The sequence below is a fragment of the Pseudomonas sp. MF09150 genome (assembly GCF_059862355.1).
Genome location: NZ_JCBCUS010000001.1, coordinates 885046 through 904810, shown reverse-complemented (window position 1 = coordinate 904810; position 19765 = coordinate 885046). Strand labels below are relative to the sequence as shown.

Sequence of the window (19765 nt, the reverse complement as noted above, 5' to 3'; positions counted from 1 at the left end):
CACAGGCTGCGCTGGCCAGTAAAGGCGCGGTGATTTTAGGGGAGGGGCGGGGACGCGCAGGTGCCAGTCCAGGCCGGCCGGAGGGCATGCCGAGCCTAGGCGAGGCACCGAGTGGTGGGGCAAGAGCCCTTTGGTTACTTTGGACTGGGCCGGCATTCCGGCTGTTCCAAAGTGACCCGCTGTAAGAGCGGAATCTATAGGCGCCACGCCCGCAGTAATGGATATGTACACCCATAAAACCGAGGCGCTAGGTCTTGGGGCCGCTACGCGCTGGAGCGCCAGCCCGGCCCGGCGGGAGCAAGCTCCCTCGCCACAAAAAGCTTCCTCAGCACACATAACCCCTGCTGGGTTCAGCCGCTTTTCCACCCGCCACCCAACGCCACCACCAATCCAACGCTAGCCTGCAACTCTCGCGTTTGCACTGCTTGCAAACTGCGCTGCGCCTGCAAGGCTGCGGTCTGCGCTGTCACTACATCCAGGTAGCTGACGGCCCCCGCTTGATAGCTGTTCATGGCCAGTAACTGCGTGTGCTGGGCCGCATTGACCGCCGCCTGCTGATCCAGCGCCTCCTGGCGCAAATCGCGCAATTGTCCCAGGTTGTCCTCCACCTCGCGCACCGCCCCGAGCACTCGGCTCCGGTAATGAGCCGCCGCTTCTTCAAACTCGGCATGGGCCAATCGCTCATTGGCGCTGAGCCGCCCGCCATCGAAGATCGGCAGGTTGATCAACGGCCCCAACGCCCAGTAACGATTGCCCGCCGCCAGCAGATTCCCCACGCCCTGGGTCTGGCCACCGAGCAGCCCAGTCAGGCTGAAGTCCGGGTACCACGCCGCGCGCGCTACGCCGATACCGGCATTGGCCGCATACACCCGACGTTCTGCCGCCGCGATGTCCGGTCGCCGTTGCAGCAAGGTACTGGGCAGTTGCGCGGGAATGGCCGGCAGGCTCAGCCATTGTGACGAGGGGGCGAGGCTGAAGGTGCTGGCCGGTTCGCCCACCAGCTCACCGATGGCGTGTTCGGTGAGGTTGCGTTGCGCCCGCACTTCGTCCCGTTCGGCCTCGGCGCTGGCCAGTTGGCTCTGGGCCCGGGTCAGGTCCAGTTCCGAGGCGATCTGCCCCTGGTAGCGGTCGCGGGTCAGTTGCAGGGCCTGGGCGTAATCTTCGAGGGAGCTGCTCAAGATCCGGCTCTGGGCATCCAGGCCGTCGAGCTGCATATAGAGGTTCGCCAACTGTTGTTGCAGGCTCAGGCGCGCGGCCGCCAGGTCATCGCCGGAGGCCTGGGCCTGGGCATCGCCGGCCGCGGCCTGATTGCGAATCCGTCCCCACAGGTCGAGGTCGAAGTTCAGGGAAAACCCCGCCGTGTTGCTGTTGTAGATCGACGGCTGGGTGCTGCCCCGCAGCGGTCGGCTGTCGGACTGACGCTGGCGCAGGGGTTGGGCACTGGCGCTGATCTGCGGGAACAGTCCGGCATGCAGTTGGCTGGCATAGGCCTGGGCGCCGTCGTAGTGGGCGAGGGCGGCGGCGAGGTCCGGGTTGGCCTTGAGCAGGCGCTGCTGCAGGTTGTCCAGGCGTGGGTCCTGGTACAGCCGCCACCAGGGTTCGGCCAGCGCCTGGGGCGCATGGGCCGGGTGCCAGGGCCCGTCCGCGGTCTGTTCGCGAAACTGCGCCGGCAGGTCGACGGTGGGCGCCTGGTAGTGGGGCGCCAGCGAGCAGCCGTGCAACCCCAGCAACAGCAGCACAGCCAGGGGTTTAAGCCTTGGGCGCATGGGCACCTCCGGCGTCCGCCAGTTGCACCAGATCGCCTTCACGCAGGGCGTCCGGCGGGTTGTCGATGACCTGGTCGACGGGCGTCAGGCCCTGGTCGATCACCAGGCGCTCCCCAAGGTCGAGGCCGATATGGATGCTGCGCAGATGCACGTGCCGGGCGCTGTCGATCAGCGCCACCTGGGTGCCCGCGGCGCGGAAGATCAGGGCGCTGGCCGGGATGCTGACGCCATGGGTGTCGGCCGGGATCGCCAGGGTCGCCTCGGCATAGTCGCCGGGCATCAGGGCGCCTTCAGGGTTGGCCGCGACAAACTGCGCCAGCAGGGTGCCCGAGCGCGGATCGATGGCGGTGGAGTCGCCCACCAGTTGCGCGCTGAAGTGCTGGCCCGGGTGCTCGGGCACGGTCAGTTGGGCCACCAGCCCGGGGTGGATCACGCTGGCGTAGTTCTGCGGGATCGGCACATACAGCCGCAGCTTGTGGGTGTCGGCCAGGTCGAACAGCTCCGGGTCGCTGTCGTTGTCGGCCTTGATCAACTGGCCAATGTCGGTGTGGCGCGCGGTGATGGTGCCGGCGAACGGTGCGCGGATGGTCTTGTAGTCCTCCAGTGCCGAAAGCCGTGCATAGTCGGCGCCGGCCGCCTCGGCATTGGCCTTGGCGGCTGCGGCGTTGGAGCGTTTTTCATCGGCCTCCTGGCGCGACACCGAGTGGCTGGCCAAGAGGTTCTGCCAGCGCTCGGCGGTGGTCTGGGCCAGGCGCGCATTGGCCTGTTCCTGGATCATCCGCGCCCGGGTCTGAGCCACTTGCTGGTCCAGGTCGGGGCTGTCGATATGGGCCAGCACCTGGCCGGCGGTGACCTTGGCCCCGATGTCCTGGGTCCAGTCTTTCAGGTAGCCGCTGACCCGGGCGTGGATTGGTGCCTTGCTCCAGGCTTCCAGGTGCGCCGGCAAGCGCAGGGTGTCGCCGAGCACATTCTGCTGCGGCTGCAATACCAGCACCTGCGGCACAGCCGCAGTTTCAGTCCAGGCGGTCACGGCCTGCTCGTGCCGGGTGCGCGCGGCCAGACCGTTGGCCACCAGCAGGGCGGCCAGGGTCAGGCCGCCGATGCCCAGCAGCATCAGGCGTTTGCGCGAAGGGGTGTGCTCAGGCGACATGGGTGTTTTCTCCAGCAACAGCGGGATGGGAGAGACGTCCGTGGACCAGGCTGAAGACCACGGGGACAAAGATCAGGGTGGCGACGGTGGCGAGGATCAGCCCGCCGATCACCGCGCGGCCCAGGGGGGCGTTCTGTTCCTCGGAAAGGGCCAGGGGCAGCATGCCGATAATCATCGCCAGGGCGGTCATGCACACCGGGCGAAACCGCGTGTAGCCGGCTTCCAGGGCGGCCTTGAGGGCATCGCCGTGCTCCGCCAGGCGCTCGCGGCAGAAGCTCACCACCAGGATCGAGTTGGCGGTGGCCACCCCCATGCACAGGATGGCGCCGGTCAGGGCTGGCACTGACAATGAGGTGCCGCTGAGAAATAGCATCCACACGATCCCGGCCAGGGCCGCCGGCAGCGCGGTGATGATCACGAATGGATCGACCCAGGACTGGAAGTTGACCACGATCAGCAGGTAGATCAGCACCACCGCCCCCAGCAGGCCCAGGCTCAGGCCGCTGAAGGCTTCGTGCAGGGCGTCGATCTGCCCGTGCAGGCTGACGGTGGCACCTTTGGGTCGCAGGCTGGCGGCGGCGTCCAGAACCTTTTGCATGTCATGGGCCACGGCGCCGAGGTCACGGCCCTGGACATTCGCATACAGATCCAGGGTCGGCTGGATGTTGTAGTGGCTGACCACCGCCGGGCTCTCGACCCGGGAGATATCCGCCAGGCCGCCGAGGATCTGCGACTGCCCATTGCTGCCGGTGACCGGCAGCGCCTCCAGGGCCGGCAGGCTGTCCAGGCGGTACTGCGGGGTGGCGGCGACGATGGAGTAGGACACGCCATTTTTCGGGTTGAGCCAGAAGGTCGGCGCCACCTGGGAACTGCCGGCCAAGGAGGCCACCATGCTGTTGGTCACGTCCCGTTCGGTGATCCCCAGGCCATTGGCCCGCAGGCGGTCAACCTTGACTTGCAGCGATGGGTAGCCGGTGGACTGCTGGATCCGCAGGTCGGCAATGCCCGGCACATGCTGCAGGCGCCGCTCCAGTTCCACGGCGAAGGCGCGGTTGGCCACGTTGTCGGGCCCGGAGACTTTCACGTCCAGCGGGGCCGGGGCGCCGAAGTTGAGGATCTGGCTGCTGATGTCCGCCGGCAAAAAGGCGAAGTGGCTGCCGGGAAAGCTTTCCGGCAGGGCTTCGCGCAGCTGTTTGACGTAGTCGGCGGTGGGGCCGTGGCCGGGCTTGAGGGTGACCTGGATATCGCCGTCCTGGGGGCCGATGGTGCCGCTGTTGCTGTAGGCCATGTCGATGCCGCTCAGAGGGATGCCGATGTTGTCGATGATGCTGTCCAGTTGCTCGGCCGGGATCACTTCGCGGATCCGCGCTTCGATGCGGTCGAAGGCCGCCGCGCTTTCCTCGATCCGCGTGCCCAGGGGCAGTCGCACATGCACCGCCAGGGCGCCGGCGTCGGTGGCCGGGAAGAAGTCCTGGCCCAGGCTCGGCAATAGGGCGAACGAGGCCAGCACACAGGCGAGGAAGCCGAGGATGAAGGTCTTGCGCCGGCCCAGGGCCAGGTGCAGCAGGCCGTGGTAGGTGTCGCGCACGTTGGAGAAGCGCCGCTCGAAACCCTGCTGGAAAGCCAGCAAGGCACGCACCAGGGCGTTGCGCGGCTTGGCGTGCTGCTCGCCTTCGTGATGGTTGATGAAAGCATCTTCCGGATGATGCCCGGGGCCTGCTTCCGGCGTGTGTGGCTTGAGCAGGTACATGGCCAGGGTCGGCACCAGGGTCCGCGAGAGGATGAACGAGCTGGCCATGGCGAAAATCACCGCCAGGGCCATGGGCCGGAACAGGTAGCCGGCAATGCCTTGCAGCAGGAACATCGGTACGAAAACGATGCAGATGCACAGCAGCGAGACGAAGGCCGGGCCGACGATCTGCCTGGCGCCGTCGAGGATCGCCACCTTGACCGCCTTGCCCTGTTCCAGGTGCCAGTTGATGTTCTCGATGGTCACTGTGGCATCGTCCACCAGAATCCCCACCGCCAGGGCCAGGCCGCCCAGAGTCATCACATTCAGGGTCTGACCGCTGAGGGCCAGCAGGGCAATGGCCGCCAGCACCGCCAGGGGAATCGAGGCGGCGATGATCAGGGTCGAGCGCCAGCTGCCGAGAAACAGCAGGATCATCGCGCTGGTCAGCAGGGCGGCAATGATGCCTTCCTGGGCCACGCTGCCCACCGACTGTTTGACGAACACCGAGGCGTCCCCCAGCAGCGAAGTCTTGAGCGAGGGCGGCAGGGTTTCATTGATGCGCGGCAGCATCCCGCGAATGCCGTCGACAATCGACAGGGTGGAGATATTGCCATTCTTCAGGGCCGGCATCAGCACGGCGCGCCGGCCATCCACGCGCACGATATTGGTCTGCGGCGGCGAGCCGTCGCGCACGTGGGCCACCTGGCCGATGGTGATCAGCGCGCCGTCCACGGTCTTGATCGGCAGGTCGTTGAGTTCCTCGATGGCGGTGGGGCTGTTGTTCAGCAGCACCGTGTATTCATTGCCGCCGAGCTTGGCGGTGCCCACCGGGATGATCTGGTTCTGCGCCGCCAGGGCATTGCCCACGTCCTGCGCCGACAGGCCTCTGGCCGCCAGGGCTTGGGGGTCCAGGTCGAGGGTGATCTGGCGCTGCTTGCCGCCCATGGGCGTGGGCATGGCCAGGCCGGGCAGGGAGCTCAGGGGCAGGCGGATATTGTTCTGCACCAGGTCGCGGATCTTTGCCTCCGACAGGATCGGGCTGGAAAACGCCATTTGCAGGATCGGCACCGTCGAGGCGCTGTAATTGAGGATCAGCGGCGGGGTGATGCCTGGCGGCATCTGCTTGAGCACGGTTTGTGACACCGCGGTCACCTGGGCATTGGCGGTACGGATGTCCACCCCAGGCTGGAAGAAGATCTTGACGATGCCCATGCCCGGCAGCGACTGGGATTCGATGTGTTCGATGTCGTTGACCGTGGTGCTCAGGGAGCGCTCGTAGGTGTAGATCACGCGCCCGGCCATGGCCTCGGGCGACAGGCCGTTGTACTGCCAGACCACCGCCACTACCGGGATGCCGATATCGGGGAAGACATCGGTGGGCGTACGCAGGGCCGCCATGGGCCCGATGATGCAGATGAAAATTGCCAGCACGATAAACGTGTAGGGCTTGAGCAGTGCGGTCTTGACCAGCCCGAGCATGCCGAAAACCTCCGAGGGAGTGGGATTGCAAACCTCGGCAGACTGCGGCGACCCACCTAACACGCGGCTTTCGTGAAGATGAAGGAAGATTTAAGCGCGGCCTGAAAATCCTTTCATGTGGATTCATTTGTTCAGGGCGGGGCACGCCCACAAGCTGGATAGGCATCCGGCGAGGCGTGTTATCCGGCTCGTCCCGGGCACTGTTTTTTCACTTGCGAGGTGTTGCGCCATGTCATTCAAACCCCTGTTGCTGCTGCCGGGGCTGGCCCTGGTTGGCCTGCTTTCGGCTTGCGCCGGGCCGCTGCCCAAGGCCGATCCGAGCCAGGCCTGGATCGGGCTGGCCCAGGAGTCGCCGAACGATCTGCTGGCCGACAGTGTCGACGGCAAACGCCTGGAGGATGGGCGTTACTTTCAGGTGAGCCCGGGCGCGCACCGCCTGCAAATGGCGCTGTTGCAAGGCGCCAACGGCAACTCGGCGCAGCCGGAATGCGAGGGGCGCCTGGACTACTCGGGCTTCAAGGCTGGCGAGCATTACCAGTTGCTGGAGTCGAGCCAGGGCCAGGAAGTCAGCGCCGTATTGATGGATGCCCAGGGCCGGCCCCTGGCCCATAGCGCGGACTTCAGCTGCCTGTAGCCGTGCCGCAGAAGCCGACGCAGCTCGCGCCGGCGCCCATGATTGATGAGGTGTTTAGTGATGTCCCGTAGACCGTTGTTGCTGATCCCGATGTTGAGCCTGGTGGCGTTGTTGGCGGCGTGTGCCGGGCCCATGCCCCAGCCCGACCCCAGCGAGGCCTGGATCGGCCTGCAAGAAGAGGCGCCCAATGACCTGCTGGCCGAGCGCGTGGATGGGCAGAAGATCGACGATGGGCGTTATTTCCAGGTCAAGCCCGGTGCCCACCGCCTGGACGTGACCCTGTTTGAAGAGAACGTCGGTGATTCCAACCAGCAAGACTGCGACGGCCATATCAGCTACAGCGGCTTCAAGGCCGGCGAGCATTACAAGCTGGTGGAATCGTCCCTGGGGAGCGAGGTGTCGGCGCGCTTGTATGACGCCATGGGCAAGCAGGTGGCCAGTACCCATGACTTCGCGTGCATGCCGGGCTGACAGGTCTGATTGCGTCGCCGAAATCAGGACATTTCGCTCAGTGAAAATAGACAAGGCTGACTACAAGTTCTTGGCGGTCCACTGGATGATAGGGGCCTGTGTCCTGAAACCGGGCGTGCGTTATGAATAAAGAGACTGAAGCGGCAATGACCTCCACCGATGTGGCATTTGGTGAAGTGGCGCAGATGATCGCCGCCGCGCGGCAGCGGGCGGTGCGAGCGGTGAACACTGAATTGGTGGAACTGTATTGGCAGGTCGGGGCCTATATCAGCCGCAAGATCGAGGCGGCGGAGTGGGGGGATGGCGTCGTCCAACACTTGGCGGATTACCTGGCGCGGCAACAGCCGGGCCTGCGGGGGTTTACCCGAGCGAACCTGTTTCGCATGCGACAGTTTTATGAGGTCTATCGTGATGACGAGAAAGTCGCACCACTGGTGCGACAATTGCCTTGGAGCCACCATCTGGTGGTCATGGGACAAAGCAAAGGGGCAAGGGAGCGTGAGTTCTACCTGCACTTGGCGGTCCGGGAGCAGTGGTCACGGCGAGAACTGGAACGGCAGATCAAATCGGCCCTGTTCGAACGCACGCTGACCCGCCCGGCAAGCGTCTCGGCCGCGTTGAGAGACACTCATCCCGAGGCCCTGAAGGTGTTCAAGGATGCCTACATGGTGGAGTTTCTCGATCTGGCCCAGGGGCATGGCGAAGCCGATCTGCATCAGGGGCTGGTGCGCCAGCTCAAGGATTTTCTGATCGAGATGGGGCGGGACTTCTGCTTTGTCGCGTCAGGCTATCCATTACAGGTTGGCGGGCGGGATTTTGCCCTGGATCTGCTGCTGTTCCATCGTGGGTTGAATTGCCTGGTGGCCGTTGAACTCAAGGTCGGGCGCTTCGAACCGGAGTATCTGGGCAAGCTGGATTTCTACCTGGAGGCCCTGGATCGCCAAGTGCGCAAACCTCACGAAAACCCGGCCCTGGCAGTGTTGCTCTGTGCCAGCAAGGACGACGAGGTGGTGGAATATGCCCTCAACCGTTCGCTTTCGCCGGCGTTGATTGCCGAGTATCGGACCCAACTGCCGGACAAGAAACTGCTGCAGGCCAAGCTGCAGGAGTTTTATGCGCTGGATACGCAAGCGCGATGAAGCTGGCGGCAAGCTGTGCGGGCTGTTCCGTGTGCTGGTGAGTCGAGTGAGCAGCAAGGCCGTAGCCTAGCCGCGGCGCGTGCCCCATGTTCAGTTCTGCTCGCTGCCGAACCAGTCCGCCAGCCGCCCGGCAGCCAGGTTCAGGCCATGGTCGTCGGCTGCGTGCCCGAGCGGCAGAGGTCAATATTTCCCTTGTAGGCGCCGGCTTGCCGGCGAAATAGGCTCAACGGGGCAACAGCCCCAGGGCTCCGAAGGCCAGCAGCAGCGCCGCCAGCATGCCGGTAATGGCGAACAGTTGTTGCAGGCGCGGGCCGGCCAGATGGCTGGCCATTTGTCGGCCCATGACCAGTCCCACTACCGCGCCCAAGGCAAAGGGCGCGCCCACGGCCCAGTGCATGACCCCGCTGACGCTGGCGGTCACCACGCTGCCCAGCGACACCAGGGCGATCACCGCCAGCGAGGTGGCGACGATGCTTTTGCTGTCCAGGTTGGTGTAGCGGCCCAGGGCCGGAACGATTACAAACCCGCCGCCCACCCCTAGCAAACCGGAGAGCAGGCCCGACAGCATCCCGGTCAGCGTCAGGGCGCGGGCACAGGGCAGGGTCCAGCGCAGGCGACCTTGCTGCGGGTTGAGCACGCAGGGCAAAAAGGCCGGGCGCGGTGCGGCCTGGCCGTGTTTCAGTTCACGGCTGGCCTTGAGCAACATCCGCCCGCAGGCGTACAGCAGCACCAGGCTAAACAGCAGCGCCAGGGGGGCGTTCGGCAGGCGATGGGCCAGCCACAGCCCCAGGGGGGTCAGCAGGATGCCGATGCCGGCGACAAACCCCGCCGCACGATAACGCACGATGCCCTGGCGCAGGCCGAGCAGGGCGCCGACGCTGGCCGCCAGGCCTACCGCCAGCAGGCCGACCGGCGCCGCCTCGACCATGCTCAGGCCCAGGCCGAACACCAGCAACGGCACCGCAAGAATCCCGCCACCAGCCCCGGTCAAGGCCAGGATCGCGCCAATCACCAGCCCCAGGCCGGCGCCGATCAAGGTCACTTCATTCATGCCGGCGGGGTGTCCGTGTTCAGGGTCGGACGGGCCAGCCATTCATGGCCCTTGAGCATGCCGCGCCAATACAGCGGCGGCAGGATCCGCTCTTTCAACCACCAGGCGCGGCGCGTGGCTTTGCGCCCATCCAGCAACCAGGGGGCGAAGCTCGGTGCGAGCTTGCCGCCGTAGGTGAATTCGGCGAGGACGATCTTGCCCCGTTCCACCGTCAGAGGGCAGGAACCATAGCCGTCGTACTGCGCCAGGCGCTGCAGGCGCTTGAGGGCCACCAGCACGTTGTTGGCCACCACCGGCGCCTGCTTGCGCGCGGCGGCCGCGGTTTTGGCGTTGCTGGTGTTGGTGGCATCGCCCAGGCCGTGGATATTGGCAAAACGCGTGTGGCGCAGGCTGTAGGGGTCGACGTCGACCCAGCCCGCGGCATCGGCCAGGGGGCTGCTGCGGATAAAGTCCGGGGCGGTCTGCGGCGGCACCACATGCAACAGGTCAAAGCGGCGTTCCAGGTGTTCCTGGCGCCCATCGGCCAGGGTTCGGACAAAGGTCGCGCGCTTGGCGGGGCCGTCAACCGCCACCAGGTTATGCCCGAAATCCAGGTCGATCGCGTACTTGTGCACGTACTCCATCAGGGCCGGCACGTAGTCCGGCACCCCGAACAGCACCGCGCCGGCGTTCATGAAGCGGGTGTTGATCCGTGGCAGATGGCCGTTGCGCAACCAGTGGTCGCACGACAGGTACATGGCTTTTTGCGGCGCGCCGGCGCACTTGATCGGCATCGGCGGCTGGGTGAACAGGGCCTGGCCCTGCTTGAGTTGTTGCACCAGCTGCCAGGTGTAGGGCGCCAGGTCGTAGCGATAGTTGGAGGTCACGCCGTTGCTGCCCAGGGTGGCGCTCAGACCGTCGATGGCGTCCCAGTCGAGCTTCAGGCCGGGGCACACGATCAACTGGTCGTAAGCCAGGGCCTGGCCGTTGTCCAGCACCAGGGCATTGGCCTCGGGCTCGAAGGTGCTGACCGCGGCCTGGATCCACTTGACCCCCTTGGGGATCAGCGAGGCCATGCTGCGCTCCGTGGACCGGGCGCTGAACACCCCGGCGCCGACCAGGGTCCAGCCGGGCTGGTAATAGTGCTGCGGGGCGGGGTCGATGATCGCCACGTCAAGCTGTGCGTCGCGCGCCATCAGGCTCGACGCGGCGGCGATGCCCGCTGCACCGCCGCCGACGATCAGCACCTGGTGGCTGCCGTCGACGGCCCGCTGCAGGGTGGAAATAGGGCGCATGGCAAGGTCTCCGTGGGGAGTGGAATAGTTATAGGGAATTGAGCGGGATCTTCAGGTAGCGCACACCGTTGTCCTCGGGCTCCGGCAGTTGGCCGCTGCGCATGTTGACCTGCACCGAGGGCAGGATCAGCACCGGCATGTCGAGGGTGGCGTCGCGGGCCTCGCGCATCCTGACAAAGGACTCTTCATCGATGCCCTGGTGGATATGGATGTTGTGCGCGCGCTGCTCGGCCACGGTGGTCATGTACTGCAACTCGCGGCCGTTGGGCAGGTAGTCGTGGCACATGAACAGGCGGGTCTGCGGCGCAAGGGCAAGGATCTTGCCGATGGAGCGGTACAGGGTCCGCGCATCGGCCCCGGGGAAGTCGCAGCGTGCGGTGCCGTAGTCGGGCATGAACAGGGTGTCGCCAACGAAGGCCACGGTCTCGTCGCCGACCTGCACCAGGTAGGTCATGCACGCCGGGGTATGCCCCGGGGTGTGCAGGGCGCGAGCGCTGAGGCCGCCGATGGCGAATTCGGCGCCGTCGGCCAGCAGCACGTCGAACTGGCTGCCATCGCGGGCGAACGCCGGGCCCTCGTTGAACAGGCTGGCGAACACCTTCTGCACCTGGGTGATGTGCTGGCCGATGGCGACCTTGGCCCCCAGGCGCTGCTTGAGGTAAGCCGCAGCAGACAGGTGGTCGGCGTGGACGTGGGTTTCCAGGATCCACTCGACCTCGGCGTCCAGTTCGCGGACCCGCTCGATCAGGCGGTCGGCGGATTCGGTGCGAGTGCGCCCGGACTTGGGGTCGTAGTCGAGCACGCTGTCGATCAAGGCGCAGCGCCGGGTCGTCTGGTCCATCACCAGGTAGCTGATGGTCCAGGTGTCGCGGTCGAAAAAGGCTTCTACACGCAAGGTGGTGCCGATGATCATGCTGCTCTCCAGACGATGAAGTGACGCCGGCCGGAACGGGCAGTCGTCCCTTGGGGTGTCAATAACCGTGCCAACGTCCAGGGCCGAATGGGCACGCCGTTTCATTCAATTCAATGGCTTGCAGCATAGACGGAGGGCGTTTCGAGCTGTCACTGCCAGTTATTTTGGCAGTTGGGTGGCAGTCGATGGCATTAAGTGGCAGAAACCGCCCCGGTGTTTTAAGCTGCCGCACCCCCGCAGGAGTTGCCATGTCCACCTCGCCCCGCGACCTCGCCAGCAGCCGGATGTCGGCCCTGGTGTCTTACCTGGAGCACGATCCGCAGCCGACCATCGTGCTCGATACCCAGTACAACATCATTGCCGCCAATACCGCCTACCAGCGCCAGTTCGGCGTGGAGGGCCGGCCCCATGTCGGCGCCAAGTGCTACCGGGTGTCCCATCAATTTGCCGTGCCCTGCGATCAGGCCGGCGAACATTGCCCGATGCGCAAGGCCCACGACAGCCGGGTGCCGGAGCGCATGCTGCACGTGCACCACACGCCACGGGGGCCGGAGCACGTGGAGGTGGAGTTGCGGCCGATCATTGGTGAGAGCGGGGCGGTGGTGGCCTATGTCGAGCGCCTCAATTCGTTGGCCGTGGCTTCGGTGCAACCTCAGCGCAAGGGGCTGGTGGGGCGTTCGCCGGCCTTCAACGAGGCTTTGAGCGCGTTACTGCGGGCGGCGCCGGCGCCGATCCCGGTGTTGCTGCAGGGCGAATCGGGCACCGGCAAAGAGCTGTTCGCCCGTGCCCTGCATGACGGCAGCCCGCGCGCCAGCGGGCCGCTGGTGGTGGTCGATTGCACCGGACTCACCGAATCGTTGCTGGAGAGCGAACTGTTCGGCTACGAGAAGGGCGCGTTCACCGGGGCCTTGCAGCGCAAGATCGGCCTGGCCGAAGCGGCCCATGGCGGGACCTTGTTCCTCGATGAAATCGGCGAGGTGCCGCTGGCGATGCAGGTCAAGTTGCTGCGGCTGATCGAGTCCGGCAGCTTCCGTCCGGTGGGCAGTTTGCGCACCGTGCATTCGGATTTTCGCCTGGTGGCGGCGACCCACAAGCCGCTCAAGGACATGGTGGCCGCCGGGACCTTTCGCCAGGATCTGTATTACCGCATCAGCGCCTTTCCGATTCGTCTGCCGGCCCTGCGCGAGCGTCGGGATGACCTGCCGCTGCTGATCGACAGCCTGCTGCAACGCCTGGCCCCGGGCGCGGTGCCACGGGTCGACGCCCAGGCCATGGAGCGCCTGCGGGTGTATGCCTACCCGGGCAATATCCGCGAGCTGCGCAATATCCTGGAGCGCGCGAGCCTGTTCAGCGATGACGGGGTGATCCGCGTCCAGGACCTGCCCGGCGAACTGCGCACAGACACGCTTGCGCCGCCCCAGGCTCCCGCCGAAGCCATCAGCCGCCGACGCCGCAGCAAGGACCTGGAACGCCTGGCCCACGCCCTGGAAGTGTTCGACGGCCCGCGCAGCGAACTGGCCCAGAGCCTGGGCCTGAGCGAACGCACCCTCTACCGCCGCCTGAAAGCCCTGGGCCTGCCCCCGGCGTAGCCGCTGCTGCGCCGCGATTGCACTGACACTCCACGGCGTCGATCAGGGCCAGCGCAGCTCGGCAGCGGCTACAGGGGCGGTTTTTTGGGCACGATGGCGTTGGGCTGTGGTCGTATCTTGCATCCTGTCCCGGCCCGCCCTGACGTCGCGCCGCTCACTTCCGGAGACGACCCTATGAGCCAAGCCGTACTTGCCACCGAAACCAACCGACGCCAGTTGCAGCAGATCATTTCCGGGTTGTCCGATGGGGTGATTCTGATCGAGGTCGACCAGACCATTCTCTGGGCCAACCAGGCCGCCCTGGCCATGCACGGGGTCAGCGACGTCAGTCAACTGGGGGCCAATGCCGCCGAATATGCTGAGCGCTATGCCCTGCGCTACCGCAACAACCACCCGGTGGCGGCAGACAGTTACCCGATCAACCGGGTCGCCGCCGGCGAGACGTTCAGCGATGTGGTGGTGGAGGTCAGGACCGAAATCGATGGCGAGGAGAGGCACTGGGTGCATCGCATCCGCAGCATGATTCTCACCGACCGGGCCGGAGCGCCGGAGTCGCTGGTGCTGATCCTCAGCGATGCCACCGACTGGGCCAGCGCCGAGCAGCGTTTTGAAAAAACCTTCAATGCCAACCCGGCGCCGGCGGTGATCTGCCGCCTCAGCGACCTGCGCTATATCAAGGTCAACCAAGGCTTCCTGGAGATGACCGGCTACGCCCGCGAACAGGTGATCGGGCGCTCCGTGTACCAGCTGGATGTGCTGGAAGAGGCTGACAACAAGGACCTGGCCATCGAACGCCTGAACCAGGGCGCGACCATCCCGCAGATGCAGGCCGAGCTGCGCCTGCCCGAAGGTGGCAGCAAGCTGGTGATCGTGGCCGGGCAACCGCTGGATATCAACGACGAAGACTGCATGCTGTTTTCCTTCATGGACCTGGAGCCGCGGCGCAAGGCCGAAGTGGCGCTGCGCCAGAGTGAGGAGCGCTTCGCCAAGTCGTTCCGCCTGACGCCGGTGCCGACCATGGTCTGCAGCGCCGACAGCCAGCTGGTGGTGGATGTCAACGAAGCCTTCCTCGACACCAGCGGTTATCCCAGCGAAGAACTGTTGGGCAAGACCGTGGAAGAGATCGGCTTTATCGAGGGCAGGGAGGCCTGTGCCGAGCTGTTCGCGGCCCTGGAAAAGGCCGGCAGCGTCGCCGGGCTGGAGCTCAAGGTGCGCAAGAAAGGCGCGGAGCTGATCGATTGCGTGGTCTCGGCCGACACCGTGATTATCCAGGACAGCCCGTGTTACCTGCTGGTGTTGATGGACATCACCGAGCGCAAGCGCACCGAGCTGGAACTGGTCGCAGCGATCGAGGAAGTGATGCAGGACGCCTCCTGGTTCAGCCAGACCCTGATCGAAAAACTGGCCAACATGAAAAGCACCAGCCCGGCGCAGCGGGCCAGCGCCTCCTTCACCGACCTTACGGCCCGCGAGCGCGATGTGCTGGGGCTGATCTGCGAAGGCCTGGCCGACAAGGAGATCGCCGCGCGCCTGCAACTGGCGCCCAACACCGTGCGCAATCACGTGGCCACGGTGTACTCCAAGCTGGCGGTGCACAGCCGCAGCGAGGCGATTGTCTGGGCCCGCGAACGCGGGCTGTTCGCCGGAGAGCGGCGGCGCAAGGGCTAGGCGGCCGGTGCAAATGCACTAGTTCGCCCGGTGCAAATTGAGCTTCTGCGCCGGGTCGGCGTTTCTTAGTCTGTATGTCAGCGATGCCCCCGGGCATTGCCCCTCTCACAGCGAAAGGAATGCAAGATGCGCAGCGAACAGATCAAAGGTGCAGTGGACAAACTCGCGGGCAGGGCCCAGGGCGCGGTCGGTGAACTGATGGACGATCCGCAGATGCAGGCCGCAGGCGCGACGCGCCAGGTCGCGGGCCAGATGCAGCAAAGCTATGGCGAGGCGCTGGACAACGCGACGGATTTTGTCCGGGAAAAACCCCTGGCGACCCTCGCCATCATGGCCGGGCTCGGCATTCTCGCCGGCCTGCTGTTGCGACGCCGTTGAGGTTGTCGAACATGACCAGCCTCAGCCAGTTGCGCGCGCAGCTGGAACTCAATTTCCAGCCCCTGGCCTGTGATTGCAGCCTCAATGGCGAAGCCTCGCTGACCGTGCGGTTGTACGACCGTGACAGCGGCCGTGTCGACCTGGTGGTCAGTGGCCTCAAGTTGCAGAACCTGAGAACCGCCGAGCAGGTGGCGGCGCTGATCGAGGAGTTGCGCTATGAGCTGAACAGCAACCACCTCGGCCAGCGACCCGCCCTGGCCAGTGCTTGCGAAGACGGCAACCTGTAGCCGGCGCGAAGCTGCTGCTGCGCCAGTTTAGGTGTGACCCGTCTCGGCACGGCCAGGGCGGCCCTGGCGGATCAGGTGTCGGCAATCAGGTTGGGGCGGCAGTCCAGGGACAGGCGGGCACCGCCGCGTTCGCTGCTGCCGACTTCGAGCTTGAAGCCGTGCAGGTTGACGATGGCCGCGACGATCGACAGCCCAAGGCCGAAACCGCCGTGGGTGTTGCTGTCGTCGACCCGGTAGAACCGCCGGAACACCGCGCTGCGCTCCGCCTGGGGAATACCCGGGCCGGAGTCGAGCACCTCCAGGCGCGGGCTGCCGCAGTCGTCGAGGCCACGCAGGATCACCTCGCCCCCCGGCGGGGTGAATTTGATCGAGTTGCTCAGCAGGTTGGCCAGGGCCTCGAACAGCAGGGCGCGGTCGCCGGTCAGCCGAGGCAGGCTGTCGGGCACGTCAAGGGTCAGGGTCAGCTGGCCTTCCTCGGCCAGGGGCAGGTAGAAATCGTGCAGCTCATGCAGCAGCGGCACCGGGTCCAGCACCAGGAACCCGGATCGGCGTTGCTGATCCTCCAGCTCGGAAATCCGCAGCAACCCGCGAAAGCGCGCCATCAGCGTATCGGTCTCGGCCAGCACCTGATCCATCTGCAATGCCTCGGGCGAGCCGTCGGCGGCCTGCTGCTGGATCCGGTACAGCTGGGCACGCAGGCGGGTCAGTGGGGTGCGCAGGTCATGGGCGATGTTGTCGCACACGCCTTTGACCTCATGCATCAGGCGCTCGATGCGTTCGAGCATGGCGTTGACGATGGCGGCCAGCATGTCCAGTTCGTCGCGACGGTTGGACAGGGGAAGGCGGTGGGTCAGGTCGCCGGCGACTATGGCTTCGGCGCTGGCCTGCAATTGGCGGATCCGGCGCAGCGGACGCCGCCGCAGCAGGTGCCAGCCGGCGACGCCGGGAATGATGGTCAGTGACACGCCCCAGAGCAGCGCATGGAGGATGATCCGGTTCACCGCGAACAACGAGCCGTTGTCGCGCACCAGGATCAGCCAGCGGCCGTCCTGGGTATGGGTGGCCACCGCATCGCAACTGTCGCGGGGCAGGTCGGGGTCGTCGGAGTCGATGCAGCCTTTGAGTTCGTGGATCTGCCCGTCCAGCGGCAGGTCGTCGGGGATCTCGCGGATCGGCCCGCTCAAGTGCCCGCGTTGTTCGTCGAACAGGCCATAGGCGTCGATGGCGCGCATGTCGAAGGTCATGCTGGTGGTCAGGGCCTCCACCAACTGGTCACCCTGGAAACGCGAGAACAGATGCTGGCGCTGCATCAGCGAATGCTTGGCCAGGGTTTCGAGGTAGCCGGAGACTTCGTAGTACATGACCCCCAGCAGCAGGCAGCTCCAGGCCACGAACAGCGTGCTGTAGAGCGCCAGCAGGCGGCTGCTGGAGGAGCGCCAGCCTTTAGAGGGGTTCAGCAATGACATAGCCCGAACCTCGCACCGTGCGGATCAGCGGAGTCATGCCGGGCGGATCGATCTTTTTACGCAGGCGGCCGATGTGCACGTCGATCAGGTTGGTGCCGGGGTCGAAGTGATAGCCCCAGACCTCTTCGAAAATCATCATCCGCGACAGGATCTGCCCGGTGTTGCGCATCAGGAATTCCAGCAGTTTGTATTCGGTGGGCAACAGGCTCAGCAGTTGCTCGGCCCGGGTGGCTTCGCGGCTGATCAGGTTCAGCTCCAGGTCAGCCACCCGCAGGCAGGTTTCGAATTCGCGAACCGTGCTTTTGCGCCGCAGCAGGACTTCGACCCGGGCCGCCATTTCGTCCGAGGCGAAGGGTTTGGTCAGGTAGTCATCGCCGCCGGCGCGTAGACCGCGTACCCGTTCGTCGACATCGGAGAGGGCGCTGATCATCAGGATCGGCGTCGACACGCCAATGGTGCGCAGGGTGGTGACGATGGCCAGGCCGTCGAGCTCGGGCAGCATGCGGTCCAGGGTGATCAGGTCGTAGTCGCCGCTGACCGCGCGCACCAGGCCTTCGCGGCCGTTGTCGACCCAATCCACGTCGAGCCCGTGGCTGCTCAGTTCGGCCACGATCTCACGGGCGGTTACGGCATCGTCTTCGATGGTCAGAATGCGGGTCATTGGGCTTACCTGATAAGGAATTCATGACACAGGCCGGCATTTTGCCAAGAAACGGCGCCCAGGTTCCTAAAAAAACTTTCATGTTGGCAGCAGGGCCCTTGCCGCTACCGCCCAGCCCAACGCGCCAAAGACACTGCAGCCGCCGCAGGCCGGGCCGCGTTCGGCCGCTGGCCATCCGCGACACCGTGCTTACACCTGGCACTCCTACGGCGCCCACCCGGGCCAGTGCAGCCTCGCGGAGCTCGGCAGCGGCTACAGATCTGCAATGCCGTGCATTTACCTGGCACTCCACGTCGTTCATCCCGGCCAGCGGGGGAGGGGGCTGTTATGATTCGCGGGTTTTTTTCTCTCGTTCAAGGTTGAACCGATGAAAGTGTGGCCATGGATAAAAAGTCTCGGGTTGTTGTTATTGGTGTGCCTGGTGCTGAATGCGGCGGTACACCTCTCGTTGCTCCTGCCTTACATCGTGAAGCACGTGCACCTGAGCAGCTCGATCGGCCAGAGGATGCTGATCACCCTCATCATGAAAATCCTCATCACAAGCGTGGCCGCCGTCTTGCTGCCGGCGTTGCTGTTGAAGTTCAACTTTCGCCGCTCAGCCTACGGCGCCATGCTGATCGGCATTCTGGTTTGCATGGACCTCCCTCCAGCCACCGCCCTGAGTAGCCTGTTGCTGATGCTATGGTTCCTGGCGCTGATGCTGTGGCTGGCCTGGTGCAAGCTGCGCGATGTCTACCGCTATTACCGGACCAAATGAATGGGCGGCACCGTGCAGAACGCCCGCCGGTAAACGCAGCGGTCGGCAAATTGCACGGTTCCAGCCCAACATTTTTTTTATAACTAATTGTTTTTAAAGAATTTTATTTGTTGGTTCGGTTGGCACGGTGGCTGCAATTCTCCCTTCGAGACTTGTAACACCATTTTTCTGCCTGGAGCCGAACAACAATGAATAGATCCTCTGATACCTATCTGCCTGCCGTGGATGAGTCGAGCAGCCGCTCGGGTGTGTCCTGGGGCGCGATATTCGCCGGTGCGGCGGCCGCTGCGGCCCTGTCGCTGATTCTGATCCTGCTGGGCTTCGGCCTGGGCTTTTCGGCCGTGTCGCCCTGGGCCAACCATGGCATCAGTGCCAAGGGCCTGGGGATCTCCACAATTGTCTGGCTGGCGTTGACCCAGATCCTCGCCTCGGGCCTTGGTGGTTACATCGCCGGTCGCCTGCGGGTGAAGTGGGCCAACATGCACGGTGACGAGGTCTACTTCCGTGACACCGCCCATGGCTTCCTGGCCTGGGCCGTGGCCACTCTGGTGACCGCGACCCTGGTGGTCGGTTCGGTCAGCAGCATCGTCAGCGGTGGCGTGCAGGCCGGTGCCAGCGTGGCTTCAGGAGCGGCCAGCGCGGCCACTCAGGCAGCCGGCAGTGCAGCCAGCAAAACCAGTGGCGATGACTATGGCTATTTCGTCGACAGCCTGTTCCGCGATGATCGCCCGGTGGCCGTCAGCGATGACGCAGCCCGTGGCACCGTGACCCGGATCTTCGTCCGCACCTTGGGCAACGACGGGCAGCTGGCTCCTGAGGATCGCAGCTACCTGGCGCAACTGGTGGCCCAGCGCACCAACCTGACCCAGGCTGATGCCGAGCGCCGCGTGGACGAGGTGTTCGCCAAGACCCGTGCGGCCGTGGACGAAGCCAAGCTGGCCGCCAAGCAGGCAGCTGACACCGCCACCAAAGTCGCGGCCTGGACGTCGCTGTGGATGTTTGTCGCCCTGCTGTGCGGTGCTTTCTTCGCCAGCCTGGCTGCCACTTTTGGCGGTCGCCGCCGGGATGCAGTGGTGTACCTCGAAACCGACGCCTACCTGACCACCCCTGTTCGCTGATTGAAGGAGAATTCCCATGCGCTCATTACTCTTGTGGTTCCTCGGTGTGCCGATCCCGGTGATTATCCTGATCGCCATCTTCATGCACTGATGGCCTGATCCGCCTGATACCAGGGCCGCAGCTACCTTTGTAGTTGCGGCCTTGTTGTTTGTGGGGGAAGGCACCTGGGGACACCTGACGCTCCACGGCGCCCTTTCGGGCCAGCGTCCAAATGCGGCCCGAGTCTTGGCA

General features: G+C 65.1%; 17 protein-coding genes. 9 read left to right on the top strand and 8 right to left on the bottom strand.

Annotated features, from left to right (window positions below; genetic code table 11):
- Positions 1–350 precede the first annotated feature (350 nt).
- From AC19YX_RS03700 to AC19YX_RS03690, 3 genes are read right to left on the bottom strand one after another with little or no spacing between them, the layout of a single operon-like run.
- Positions 351–1766 (bottom strand): efflux transporter outer membrane subunit, encoded by a 1416-nt coding sequence (locus AC19YX_RS03700; RefSeq protein WP_500605676.1) that lies wholly within the window; start codon positions 1764–1766, stop codon positions 351–353.
- A complete protein-coding gene (locus AC19YX_RS03695) occupies positions 1750–2916 on the bottom strand; it encodes an efflux RND transporter periplasmic adaptor subunit (RefSeq protein ID WP_500605675.1) in 1167 nt (388 codons plus the stop codon). The genes AC19YX_RS03700 and AC19YX_RS03695 overlap by 17 nt, the downstream gene beginning before the upstream one ends.
- The gene (locus tag AC19YX_RS03690; RefSeq protein ID WP_500605674.1) at positions 2906–6127 is read right to left on the bottom strand and encodes an efflux RND transporter permease subunit; all 3222 of its coding nucleotides are present in this window, start codon (positions 6125–6127) and stop codon (positions 2906–2908) included. The genes AC19YX_RS03695 and AC19YX_RS03690 overlap by 11 nt, the downstream gene beginning before the upstream one ends.
- Before the next feature lie 229 nt (positions 6128–6356).
- On the opposite strand from AC19YX_RS03690, the gene AC19YX_RS03685 reads away from it, so the two are divergent.
- From AC19YX_RS03685 to AC19YX_RS03675, 3 genes are all read left to right on the top strand, one after another.
- Positions 6357–6761 carry a PA0061/PA0062 family lipoprotein gene (locus AC19YX_RS03685; protein ID WP_500605673.1) on the top strand — a complete coding sequence of 135 codons (405 nt, stop codon included), beginning with the start codon at positions 6357–6359 and terminating at the stop codon, positions 6759–6761.
- A 60-nt stretch (positions 6762–6821) separates the two neighbouring features.
- On the top strand, positions 6822–7232 hold the full coding sequence (locus tag AC19YX_RS03680) for a PA0061/PA0062 family lipoprotein (RefSeq protein WP_078471495.1): 411 nt from the start codon (positions 6822–6824) through the stop codon (positions 7230–7232).
- 122 nt (positions 7233–7354) lie between these two features.
- On the top strand, positions 7355–8371 hold the full coding sequence (locus AC19YX_RS03675; protein ID WP_500605672.1) for a PDDEXK nuclease domain-containing protein: 1017 nt from the start codon (positions 7355–7357) through the stop codon (positions 8369–8371).
- A 223-nt stretch (positions 8372–8594) separates the two neighbouring features.
- Here the strand turns inward: AC19YX_RS03675 and AC19YX_RS03670 are convergent, their stop codons facing one another.
- Genes AC19YX_RS03670 through AC19YX_RS03660 form a run of 3 tightly spaced genes read right to left on the bottom strand, consistent with a single transcriptional unit; the run spans position 8595 to position 11609 of the window.
- Complete coding sequence (locus AC19YX_RS03670; RefSeq protein ID WP_078471493.1) at positions 8595–9422, bottom strand: sulfite exporter TauE/SafE family protein; 828 nt, start codon at positions 9420–9422, stop codon at positions 8595–8597.
- A complete protein-coding gene (locus AC19YX_RS03665; RefSeq protein WP_500605671.1) occupies positions 9419–10696 on the bottom strand; it encodes an NAD(P)/FAD-dependent oxidoreductase in 1278 nt (425 codons plus the stop codon). Before AC19YX_RS03665 ends, AC19YX_RS03670 begins: the two co-directional genes overlap by 4 nt.
- Positions 10697–10724: 28 nt before the next feature.
- Positions 10725–11609 (bottom strand): MBL fold metallo-hydrolase, encoded by an 885-nt coding sequence (locus AC19YX_RS03660; RefSeq protein ID WP_500605670.1) that lies wholly within the window; start codon positions 11607–11609, stop codon positions 10725–10727.
- A gap of 248 nt (positions 11610–11857) precedes the next feature.
- Here AC19YX_RS03660 and AC19YX_RS03655 point away from each other — a divergent pair, with 248 nt between their 5' ends.
- The 4 genes from AC19YX_RS03655 (at position 11858) to AC19YX_RS03640 (ending at position 15531) form a co-directional block, all read left to right on the top strand.
- A complete protein-coding gene (locus AC19YX_RS03655) occupies positions 11858–13198 on the top strand; it encodes a sigma-54 interaction domain-containing protein (protein WP_201130604.1) in 1341 nt (446 codons plus the stop codon).
- A gap of 174 nt (positions 13199–13372) precedes the next feature.
- Positions 13373–14866, top strand: a complete 1494-nt coding sequence (locus tag AC19YX_RS03650; protein WP_201130605.1) for a helix-turn-helix transcriptional regulator — start codon at positions 13373–13375, stop codon at positions 14864–14866.
- A gap of 126 nt (positions 14867–14992) precedes the next feature.
- A complete protein-coding gene (locus AC19YX_RS03645) occupies positions 14993–15244 on the top strand; it encodes a CsbD family protein (protein WP_201130606.1) in 252 nt (83 codons plus the stop codon).
- Positions 15245–15255: 11 nt separating this feature from the next.
- Positions 15256–15531: a DUF1652 domain-containing protein gene (locus AC19YX_RS03640; RefSeq protein WP_078471487.1), complete on the top strand. Its 276-nt coding sequence runs from the start codon at positions 15256–15258 to the stop codon at positions 15529–15531.
- Positions 15532–15602: 71 nt separating this feature from the next.
- Here AC19YX_RS03640 and AC19YX_RS03635 read toward each other — a convergent pair whose 3' ends face one another.
- Both AC19YX_RS03635 and AC19YX_RS03630 read right to left on the bottom strand, forming a co-directional pair.
- The gene (locus AC19YX_RS03635) at positions 15603–16997 is read right to left on the bottom strand and encodes a sensor histidine kinase (RefSeq protein ID WP_500605669.1); all 1395 of its coding nucleotides are present in this window, start codon (positions 16995–16997) and stop codon (positions 15603–15605) included.
- Positions 16975–17658, bottom strand: a complete 684-nt coding sequence (locus AC19YX_RS03630; protein ID WP_020300587.1) for a response regulator transcription factor — start codon at positions 17656–17658, stop codon at positions 16975–16977. Before AC19YX_RS03630 ends, AC19YX_RS03635 begins: the two co-directional genes overlap by 23 nt.
- Positions 17659–18025: 367 nt before the next feature.
- Between AC19YX_RS03630 and AC19YX_RS03625 the strand changes: the two genes are divergently transcribed.
- Both AC19YX_RS03625 and AC19YX_RS03620 read left to right on the top strand, forming a co-directional pair.
- Positions 18026–18415 (top strand): hypothetical protein, encoded by a 390-nt coding sequence (locus tag AC19YX_RS03625; RefSeq protein WP_500605668.1) that lies wholly within the window; start codon positions 18026–18028, stop codon positions 18413–18415.
- Between the two features lie 188 nt (positions 18416–18603).
- Positions 18604–19533, top strand: coding sequence for a hypothetical protein (locus tag AC19YX_RS03620; protein WP_201130609.1), 930 nt, complete (start codon positions 18604–18606; stop codon positions 19531–19533).
- Positions 19534–19765: the final 232 nt, after the last annotated feature.